At 72.7% G+C, this 9,348-nt stretch carries 9 protein-coding genes; 6 read left to right on the top strand and 3 right to left on the bottom strand.

The annotated features are described in order from the left end of the window. From ACFQ3T_RS31135 to ACFQ3T_RS31120, 4 genes are all read left to right on the top strand, one after another. On the top strand, positions 1-423 hold a 423-nt coding region (locus ACFQ3T_RS31135), incomplete at its 5' end, for a PLP-dependent transferase (RefSeq protein ID WP_380728769.1). Between the two features lie 469 nt (positions 424-892). Then, positions 893-1,498: a pyridoxal 5'-phosphate synthase glutaminase subunit PdxT gene (gene pdxT, locus ACFQ3T_RS31130; RefSeq protein WP_380728767.1), complete on the top strand. Its 606-nt coding sequence runs from the start codon at positions 893-895 to the stop codon at positions 1,496-1,498. Positions 1,499-1,516: 18 nt separating this feature from the next. Then, positions 1,517-2,266, top strand: a complete 750-nt coding sequence (locus ACFQ3T_RS31125) for a YebC/PmpR family DNA-binding transcriptional regulator (protein ID WP_380728765.1) — start codon at positions 1,517-1,519, stop codon at positions 2,264-2,266. A 112-nt stretch (positions 2,267-2,378) separates the two neighbouring features. Further along, positions 2,379-2,894, top strand: coding sequence for a DUF4262 domain-containing protein (locus tag ACFQ3T_RS31120; protein WP_380728763.1), 516 nt, complete (start codon positions 2,379-2,381; stop codon positions 2,892-2,894). Between the two features lie 430 nt (positions 2,895-3,324). On the opposite strand, the gene ACFQ3T_RS31115 is transcribed toward ACFQ3T_RS31120, so the two are convergent. Continuing rightward, positions 3,325-3,858: a TIGR03086 family metal-binding protein gene (locus ACFQ3T_RS31115; protein ID WP_380728762.1), complete on the bottom strand. Its 534-nt coding sequence runs from the start codon at positions 3,856-3,858 to the stop codon at positions 3,325-3,327. A gap of 180 nt (positions 3,859-4,038) precedes the next feature. On the opposite strand from ACFQ3T_RS31115, the gene ACFQ3T_RS31110 reads away from it, so the two are divergent. After that, the gene (locus ACFQ3T_RS31110; RefSeq protein ID WP_380728760.1) at positions 4,039-5,514 is read left to right on the top strand and encodes a peptide MFS transporter; all 1,476 of its coding nucleotides are present in this window, start codon (positions 4,039-4,041) and stop codon (positions 5,512-5,514) included. 220 nt (positions 5,515-5,734) lie between these two features. Here ACFQ3T_RS31110 and ACFQ3T_RS31105 read toward each other — a convergent pair whose 3' ends face one another. Beyond that, a complete protein-coding gene (locus tag ACFQ3T_RS31105) occupies positions 5,735-7,033 on the bottom strand; it encodes a cytochrome P450 (RefSeq protein ID WP_380728758.1) in 1,299 nt (432 codons plus the stop codon). A gap of 129 nt (positions 7,034-7,162) precedes the next feature. Continuing rightward, on the bottom strand, positions 7,163-8,335 hold the full coding sequence (locus ACFQ3T_RS31100) for a cytochrome P450 family protein (RefSeq protein WP_380728756.1): 1,173 nt from the start codon (positions 8,333-8,335) through the stop codon (positions 7,163-7,165). Positions 8,336-8,425: 90 nt separating this feature from the next. On the opposite strand from ACFQ3T_RS31100, the gene ACFQ3T_RS31095 reads away from it, so the two are divergent. Beyond that, positions 8,426-9,348 (top strand): TetR/AcrR family transcriptional regulator (locus tag ACFQ3T_RS31095; RefSeq protein WP_380728754.1); only part of this gene is annotated, 923 nt, incomplete at its 3' end.

The following is a 9,348-nucleotide window of genomic DNA, read 5'->3' as shown; positions in this document are numbered from 1 at the left end:
GAGCTCGCCGCGCGGCTCGCCGACCACCCCGGCACCGGCCTGGTCCGGCACCCGAGCCTGCCCGGCGCGGACCCGGCCGGCCTGCTCGGCACGCAGATGCGCGGACCGGGCGCGATGCTCGCGTTCACCACCCGCGAGAACCCTGCCGCCGTCGTGCGCAGGCTGCGGCTCGTCACCCCGGCGGTGAGCCTCGGCTCGGTGGACACGCTGATCGAGCACCCGTCCGCGCTGACCCACCGGCTGGTGCCCGACGCCGAGCGCGAGGCGTCCGGCGTGCCCGCGAACCTGCTCCGCCTCAGCGTCGGCCTGGAAGACGTCGAGGACATTTGGGACGACCTCGACCAGGCCCTTCAGGGGCATTGTGAAGAGGGTTACATCAAGTCTTCCTCAAGCGATTTCCGGGAGTTGGCCGACAGCCACTAACGTTCCGCCGGCACGGTGTGAGCGGAGCGCGCGAAGTCGGCCGCCGTCGGATACCCCAATCGGGTTGTTCGGCTGCCGGACCTGCTACAACAGGTCATCGCCCGCCTCTGCCCGGCCGTGTCGAGAAGCCGGTGAACGCGAGGAATGCCGTGGTGCCCGCCGAAGTGGCGTGGCGCGATTCGGCATTCCGCACCGCCGACCGCCCATTCCCGTCCGCCGCCGACCCGCGGCGGGCCGGGCGCGTCGGGCGGATCGCGGCCCGGTTTCCCCCGGTGCTCGCCGCGCCCGTCCTCCGCGGTGCGGGCGAGCCGCCCGAGCCCGTCGTTCCACGGCCCACCAGGCCGGTGAACGGGTCGCGGCGCGCGACTGGCGCGCCGCGGGAAGACCGAACGGCCGGACGGGTGCCACGAGCACCCGTCCGGCCCGGTCACCTAGGCTGGTGGCAGTTCACCTAGGAGGAAACCCAGCCGTGTCCGTCGTCGGTGTCCTCGCCCTGCAGGGCGACGTCCGTGAACACCTCGTCGCGTTGGCCGAGGCCGACGTCCTGGCCCGCCCGATCCGCCGGCCGGAGGAGTTGGCCGAGGTCGACGGCGTGGTGCTGCCGGGCGGCGAGTCCACGACCATCAGCCGGCTGCTCGCCACGTTCGACCTGCTGGAGCCGCTGCGCGCGCGGATCAAGGAGGGCATGCCCGCCTACGGCTCGTGCGCCGGCATGATCCTCCTCGCCGACCGCGTCCTCGACGGCCGGCCCGACCAGCACCAGCTCGGCGGGCTCGACATCGTGGTGCGGCGCAACGCGTTCGGCAGGCAGGTGGACTCCTTCGAAGCGGAACTCGACTTCACCGACGTGGGCGAGGTGCACGCCGTGTTCATCCGCGCCCCGTGGGTGGAATCCGCCGGTTCGGACGTGGAAGTGCTCGCCCGGGTGCCCGAAACGGACGACGCGGGAGAGGCCGCCGGTAGGATCGTCGCGGTTCGGCAGGGGCACGTGCTCGCCACCTCGTTCCACCCGGAACTGACCGGTGACGGGCGAGTGCACCGCCTTTTCGTGGACATGGTCCGTGCCGCGGGCTGAGTATTCGACGGAGGAGAAATGAGCGGCCACTCAAAGTGGGCGACCACCAAGCACAAGAAGGCCGCAATCGACGCCAAGCGCGGCAAGCTCTTCGCGCGGTTGATCAAGAACATCGAGGTGGCGGCCCGGACCGGCGGTAGCGACCCCGACGGCAACCCGACCCTGTACGACGCCATCCAGAAGGCGCGGAAGAACTCCGTCCCGCTGGACAACATCGAGCGCGCCCGCAAGCGCGGCGGCGGCGAGGAGGCGGGCGGCGCCGACTGGCAGACCATCATGTACGAGGGCTACGGCCCCAACGGCGTGGCGGTGCTGGTCGAGTGCCTGACCGACAACCGCAACCGGGCCGCGTCCGAGGTCCGCACCGCCATGACCCGCAACGGCGGCTCCATGGCCGACCCCGGCTCGGTCGCCTACATGTTCACCCGCAAGGGTGTCGTGATCGTGCCGAAGGGCGACCTGTCCGAGGACGACGTCCTGATGGCCGTGCTCGACGCGGGCGCCGAGGAGGTCAACGACCTGGGCGAGAGCTACGAGGTCGTGTCCGAGGCCGGTGACCTGGTCGCCGTCCGGACGGCGCTGCAGGACGCGGGCTACGACTACGAGTCGGCGGAGGCGAACTTCCTGCCGTCGGTGTCGGTGCAGCTGGAGGCCGAGGGCGCGCGCAAGATCTTCAAGCTGATCGACGCGCTGGAGGACTGCGACGACGTGCAGAACGTCTACGCCAACTTCGACGTGTCCGACGAGGTGATGGCCGAGGTCGGCTGACCTCCCGGGCCCTTGCCGCAGCCCCGCGCCGGTCGTCCCGGAGCGGGGCTGCGTCGCGTCCGGGCGGCGGTGCTTATGCGGGGTTGACAGGGGGAGCGGGCACAATGGCCGGGTGTCGAGCCCCGCAGCCCCGAGCCCGCAAGACCTCAACCTGCGCAATTGGCTGCTGGCGCAGGCCGAGCAGCACGGCCACGCGGTCGTCGCCGTGCCCGAGGACGCCGAAGGCGCCGGGTACTCGTTCTCCGTCGGCGCGTGGCGCCGGTTCGGCGTCGCCGAGGCGGTCGTGCTCGGCCTGCCGCCGGAGCACGCCCAGGTCCTCATCCGCGCCTACGTCGACCGCGCCCGCCGGGGCGAGCGGTTCGTGCCCGGCCGGCTGTACTACGACTTCTTCGACGGCGTGCCGGTCACGTTCGAGCGCGTGTTCAAGGGCTTCTACCCGGAGTTCTTCGGCAGCGCGTTCCTGCTCTACGGCAAGGGCGACTTCGCCGCCGTCCAGATCATCGTGCCGACGGCCGAGGGCCGGTTCCCGTGGCACCACGACGCGCCGATGGGGTTCGGCGACTGGCAGCTGCTGCTGACCGAGAGCGGTCGGCCGGAGAGCTGGGAGCCCGGCGTCAACGGCCCGTGACCGGTTCGACCCCGCGCGTTCGCCCTGCCGTCAGGTGCTCGACGAACCCGTCCGACAGGCTGGTGCAGGTCCACCCGCAGACCACCGCCCGGCCCGGACGTCGATCACCCTCGGCTTGGTCCGTCCGGCACCCGCAGGGCCCCGCCACACCCGTGGCGGGGCCCTGCGTCGTTGTCCGGGAAACGTTGTCAGGTGCCGTGACCTCGACCGTTGACAACGATCCGGCGTTATCACTGTCCGGTGCGACGAACCGTCGGGGGCGCCGCACGCACGAGGGGGAGGTGCGTTCCGCTCCGCGCGGCGGGGGAGCCGCGCGGAGCGGAACGCACGTGACGAGGCTTGGTCGAGGGGGCCCCGCCCGAGACCAAGGAACAGGCCGCGGGAGGGGTTTCCGATGGGCTCCTCCCGCGGTGACAACCCGGGACGTCGGTCAGGGCGTGCGGCCGAGCAGGGCGATCAGCCTGGTCTGCGGGTCGGCGTCGTCCGGCACGGGCACCGGCGGCGCGAACATCCCGCTCGACGTCCACGCCTCGGCGTTCGGCCGGACGTAGTCCAGCACCGCCTCCGCCACGTCCGGGTCGATCCGCTCGTCGACCCCGATGGCGCGGGCCAGGTCCCAGGCGTGCACGGCCAGGTCGGTGGTCATCTGCCAGCCGTACTCGACGGCCGTCGTCCGGCCGGAGCTCAGCTGCACCGGTTTCTGGAGGGCCTTCGGCGCGATCCACGCCTCCCGCGCCGCGGCGGCCGCCAGCACCCACGAGTGCAGCGGGTCGTCGCCGAGCTGGTCGCCGTCGAACCGGTCGCCCACCTGCTCGACCGTGCAGCCCGCCAGCAGCTCCGGCGCCCACAGCTGCTCGTACACGAGGTGGTTGACCAGGTCGTGGACCGACCACTCCTTGCAGGGCGTGCCCCACTCCCACTGCTCGGGGCGCACCTTGCGCACCCGCGAGTCGAACTCGGTCATCGCGCGTCCGTGAGCCTCGATCAGATCCACCCCACGAGTGCACCAAAGGTTGCACCGCCGCGCACGCCGAGCGTGTGCACTGGGCCACTCGGCCCCGTCAGGATTTTTACCGGTACACCCGTACGGCGTAACGTGACCCGGTCACGCCGACGGTGACATCGTTGACACCAGGAGGATCCAGTGAGCGCCACGAGCGCTGTCTCCACCCCGCAGCGGGGCTTCTTCGGTCACCCCCGAGGGCTGTCCACGCTGTTCTTCGCCGAGCTGTGGGAACGCTTCTCGTACTACGGGATGAAGGCGATCCTCGCCTACTACCTGTACCGGTCCACGGCGGAGGGCGCGCTCGGGCTCGACAAGAGCTTCGCGCTGTCCCTCGTCGCCATCTACGGCGCGTCGGTGTACATGGCCGGCGTGGCGGGCGGCTGGCTGGCTGACCGCGTGCTGGGCGGGCAGCGGGCCGTCTTCCACGGCGGCGTGCTGATCATGTTCGGGCACATCGCGCTGGCGCTGCCGATCGGCGTGACCGGCGTCTACACCGGTCTGATCCTGATCGTGCTGGGCACCGGCCTGCTGAAGCCGAACATCTCCACCGTGGTCGGCGGGCTGTACGACCAGCAGGACCCGCGCCGCGACTCCGGCTTCACGATCTTCTACATGGGCATCAACCTCGGCGGCTTCCTCGCGCCGCTGGTGTGCGGCTTCCTCGGCGAGACCTACGACTGGCACCTCGGCTTCGGCGCGGCGGCGGTCGGCATGGCGCTGGGCCTGGTCGTCTACCGGCTCGGCCGGCGGGGCCTCGGCGACTCGGCCGCCGTGCCGCCGAACCCGCTGCCCGTCGAGGAGCTCGGCCGGGTGCTCGGCCGGATCGCCGCCGTCGCGCTCGGCTCGGTGGCCGTGGTGGCGGCGCTCGTCGTGCTCGGGGTGCTGGGCGCGGAGGGCGTGATCAACCTGATCAGCCTGCTGTCGGTGCTGCTGCCGATCGGCTACTTCGCGGTGATGATCCGCAGCCCGCGCACCACGCCGGTGGAGCGCTCGCGGGTGATCGCCTACATCCCGCTGTTCATCGCGGCGGCCATGTTCTGGCTGCTGTTCGAGCAGAGCGCCACGGTGATCGCGGCGTTCGCGGACACCCGCGTGGACAACAGCTTCCTCGGGTTCTCGTTCCCGCCGTCGTTCATCCAGTCGATCAACCCGGTGATGATCATCGTGGTGGCGCCGCTGTTCGCGCTGCTGTGGGTGAAGCTGGGCAGGCGCCAGCCCGCGACGCCCCGCAAGTTCGGCTACGCGCTGCTGCTGGTGGGCTTGTCGTTCCTGCTGATGATGGTCGCGAGCCAGGGTGACCCGGCGGTGCGGGTGAGCTTCCTGTGGCTGGTCGTGATGTACCTCGTCATGACGTGCGGCGAGCTGATGCTCTCGCCGGTCGGCCTGTCCGTGACGACCAAGCTGGCGCCGCGCGCCTTCGCCTCGCAGACCATGGGCCTGTGGTTCCTGGCGACGGCGGCCGGCTCCGGTGTCGGCGCGATCGTGGTGCGGTTCTACAGCGACGAGAACGCCGTGGCGTACTTCGGCGTGCTGGGCGCCGTGGCGATCGGGCTGGGTGTCGCGCTGGTCGCGGCGACGAAGAGCATCCACCGGTTGATGCGGGGCGTGGACTGAGCTCGGGTGCCGTAGGGGCGTGCGGCCGTGCGCCCCGACGGCGGCCCGTCGTGGAGGCCGCGGCCCCCGGGTCGCGACGGAACGCGCGTGGCTGAGCGCGATCGGGGAGTCCTGCGACACCGTCGCCGTCGACCGCGCGCGGCGGGACGCGGACGACCCGCCGCGGCGGCGGTGCGGCGGGTCGTTCGCGCACCACAAGCATGCACCAAGTTCCTGAGGCTCAGCTGATGGTGTGCGCGATCGGGTGTCGCTTCGTGACACCCGTGGTGACGGGAAGCCTTGCCGCGCCCCGGATCAACCGCGACGGCCGGCGCCGCACCCGGCCCGCCGCCCTCAGGTCGGGGAAGCGGCGGAACAGCCCGCGCAGCGCCGCCGCACCCTCCATCCGGGCCAGGCCCGCGCCCAGGCAGTAGTGGATGCCGGACGAGAACGCCAGGTGCTCGCGGACGTCCGGCCGACCGGGGTCGAACCGGTGCGGGTCGGCGAACACCGCCGGGTCGCGGTTCGCGCCCGCCAGCACGAGCATGATCGGCGTGCCCTTCGGGATCGACGTGCCCGCGACGCGCGTCGACTCGAACGGCACGCGCACCGTGTACTGCACGGGAGGGTCGTGGCGCAGGGTCTCCTCCACGACGGCCTCCGCGTGACCGGGGTCGTCGAGCAGGCGCGCCCGGACGGCGGGGTCGCCGAGCACGGCCAGCACCGAGTTGCCGATCAGGTTGACCGTGGTCTCGAACCCGGCCACCAGCAGCAGTTCCGTGGTGGCGATCAGGTCCTCCCGGCTGAGGTCCTGGTGCGCCACCAGCGCCGACACGATGTCGTCCCCGCCGGGGCGCCGCCGCCGGTGCGCGATCAGGTCGTCCAGGAACGCCTGGAACTCGCGCAGCCCGGCGTGCAGCGCCCGCAGCTCGCCGAGGTCGCGCACGCCGTCCAGCGCGTTGACCAACGCGCTGCCCCACCGGGCGAACGCCGCGTGGTCCGCGCCCGGCACGCCGAGCAGGTCCGCGATCACCTGGACCGGCACCCGCGCGGCGAAGTCGCCGACGAGGTCGAACGTCCCGCGCGGCGCCACCTCGTCCAGGTACTCCTCGACCACCCGTTCCACGGTGGCCTGCTGGGCGCGCAGGCCGCGCGGCGTGAACCACGGCGCGACCAGCCGGCGCAGCCGCGTGTGGTCGGGCGGGTTGCGGACCAGGAACGACTCCTCGACCGGGTTCACCAGCCGCCGGCCGTCGACCTGGGCGGACGAGTCCACCGGGGACAGCGCGCCCGCCGGCAGCGTGCCGAAACCGGGGTCCCGCAACAGCGACGAGCACAGCTCGTGCGACGAAGTGAGGTACAGCCCCATCCTGCTCTTCACCAGCACACCGCGCCGTCGCACCGCCTCGTACTCCGGGTACGGGTCGCGGGCCGGGCTCATCCCGAACAGCCGGGCGGCGGGGTCGCCGAGGAGGGCGTGGGCGCGGACGGCCGCGCGTCCCATGAACAGCAGCGTCGCGTTCTTCACCGTGGACGGCATGCCACCACGGTGGCGTGAACGCGAGAAAGGTTCAAGGTCGCACGGCGGATCACCCGACGTGCCGGTCGGAAGTACGCTCCGCCGGGTGACGCGGCCCTCCGGCTGATCGGCCCGTCGTGCGCCGGGTGGTCAGCGCCTGACGCGCAGCGACGCCAGCCGCCACGTGCCGCCGTCCGGCGTCGGTCGCGGCTCCTCGGCCAGTGCGAGGTCCGGGAAGCGGCGCAGCACCGCCGACAGCGCCACCTCCGTCTCCACCCTGGCGAACGCCGCGCCGAGGCAGAAGTGCGCGCCGTGCGAGTAGCCGAGGTGGCCGACGGCGGGCGTGCGGGTGATGTCGAGCCGGTCCGGCTCCGGGAACGCGCGGGGGTCGTGGTTGGCGGCCACGATCGCCGTCGTCACCGGCTCGCCCTTGCCGATCACCACGTCGCCGATCGTCACCTCCTCCTTGGTGTACCGGGGCGCGGTGAGCAGCTGCGGCCCGACCCACCGCGTCAGCTCCTCCACCGCGCGCGGCATCAGGGCGGGGTCGGCCCGCAGGGCGGCGAGCTGGTCGGGGTGGGCGAGGAGCGCCTCCAGCCCGTTGACGATGAGGTTCGTCGGCGTCTGTCCGGCCAGCACGAGCTGCCAGACCAGGGTGACCAGCTCGGTGTCGGTGAACCGGTCGCCGTCCTCGTCCTGGACGTGCAGCAGCTGCGAGATCAGGTCGTCGCCGGGCTCCTCGCGGCGGCGGCGGACGGCGTTCCGCGCCTCCGCGATGGTGGCCGGGATGGCCGCGATGAACTCCGGCCCGTAGCCGCCGACGACGGCCGCGCCGATCTCGCGCCACTTCGGCCGGTCCTCGGCGGGGATGCCGACCAGCTCGCCGATCACGTCCATCGGCAGCGGCCGGGCGAAGTGCGCCAGCAGGTCCACCGGGTCGTCGTCGGGAAGGGCGTCGAGCAGGGCGTCCACGATCGCCTCGATGCGCGGCCGGAACCCGGCGGCGCGGCGCGCGGTGAACGCGGGGGAGGCCAGCCGGCGGAGCCGCAGGTGCTCGGGACCGTCCATTTCGGACATGGTGCGCAGGTGCTCGAGGCAGTGCTCGGGGATGCCGGGCGGGCGCATGAAGCTGTTGGCGTTCAGCTCGAAGCGCGGGTCGGCGAGCACCGCCCTGGCGTCCTCGTGCCGGGTGACGACCCACAGGTTCCCCATGCCGGGCACGGGCATCCGCGCCACGGGCGACTCCTCGCGCGCCGCGCCGTAGGCGGTGACGGGGTCGAACAGCACCTCGGGGCGGGCGGGGTCGATCTCGGGAACGGTCACTCGATCCTCCGGATGTTCAGATCAGATGTTCTCATCATCTGAATGGCGACGGTATCTTGATCCGGCGACACCTGGCAAACGGGGAGCGTGATGGTGCGGCTGAGCAGGGCTGAGGCCCAGGAGCGCAATCGGGCGCGGGTGCTGGACGCCGCCGTCACCGAGTTCGCCGAGCGCGGTTTCCGGGACGCGAAGATCGACACGATCGCGCAGCGCGCCGAGCTGACGCGGGGCGCGGTGTACTCCAACTTCCCCGGCAAGCGCGCCCTCTACTTCGCGGTGCTCGCCGACCTGGCCGAGCGCGCGCCGGCGCCGGCGAACCCGCAACGCGGCACCGACCAGCGCACCGCCCTCGGCGCGCTGGCCCGCGCCTGGGTGACGTCCGTCGCCCACGACCCGCTGGCGCGGGACCTCATGCCCGAGGTGGTGGCCGACGAGGTGACGCGGCGGTCGTTCGCCCAGCTGTGGAAGCTCGACGCGGTGCTGCTCAGCCTCGCGCTGGAAGCCCTCGAACCGGTCGCGGCCCCGCCCGGCGCGCCGCCCGCCAGGCTGGTGCGGAAGGCGGAGGTCGTGCTCACCGCGCTGCACGGCGCGAGCCAGCTCGCCACCGCCGCGCCCGGTTCCGTCGAGCCGTTCGACGTGGTCACGGCGTGCGAGCGGCTCGCCGGCCTGGAGCTGAACGACTGGTGGCCGCCGCCGCCCGAGGCGGCCGTGCGACCCGAGGACGCCCCGTGGGCGCCGCCGGCCGTGGTCGACCTCGTGCGCGGCGAGGAGGTCACGCCGGACGAGGACGGCGTGGTCGTCGTGCTGGGGCTCAACCGGTTGGCCGCCGTGGAGGAGGCGGTGCGGACCGGCGCGCGGGTCACCCTCGCCATGGTCACCGGCACGCCCGACGAGCTGGCGCCGCTGGCCCGACTCGTGGTGGCGCAGCTGTGCGGCGGCCTGCGGCAGGCGTTCCCGGACCGGGCGTGGCCGCCGGTCCGGGTGGTGTGCGACGGCACGGGCGCGCTGGCCCG

The sequence above is a fragment of the Saccharothrix hoggarensis genome (assembly GCF_042678885.1).
Taxonomy (GTDB): Bacteria; Actinomycetota; Actinomycetes; order Mycobacteriales; family Pseudonocardiaceae; genus Actinosynnema; species Actinosynnema hoggarensis.
Note: the sequence above shows the minus strand (reverse complement) of the source record. Positions and strands in the feature narration are given on the sequence as shown.

Excerpts from the sequence above, each read along its gene's own strand:
- ACFQ3T_RS31125 (WP_380728765.1), top strand. The coding sequence starts at position 1,517 with ATGAGCGGCCACTCAAAGTGGGCGACCACCAAGCACAAGAAGGCCGCA.
- ACFQ3T_RS31115 (WP_380728762.1), bottom strand. The coding sequence starts at position 3,858 with ATGACCGAGTTCGACTCGCGGGTGCGCAAGGTGCGCCCCGAGCAGTGG.
- ACFQ3T_RS31105 (WP_380728758.1), bottom strand. The coding sequence starts at position 7,033 with ATGCCGTCCACGGTGAAGAACGCGACGCTGCTGTTCATGGGACGCGCG.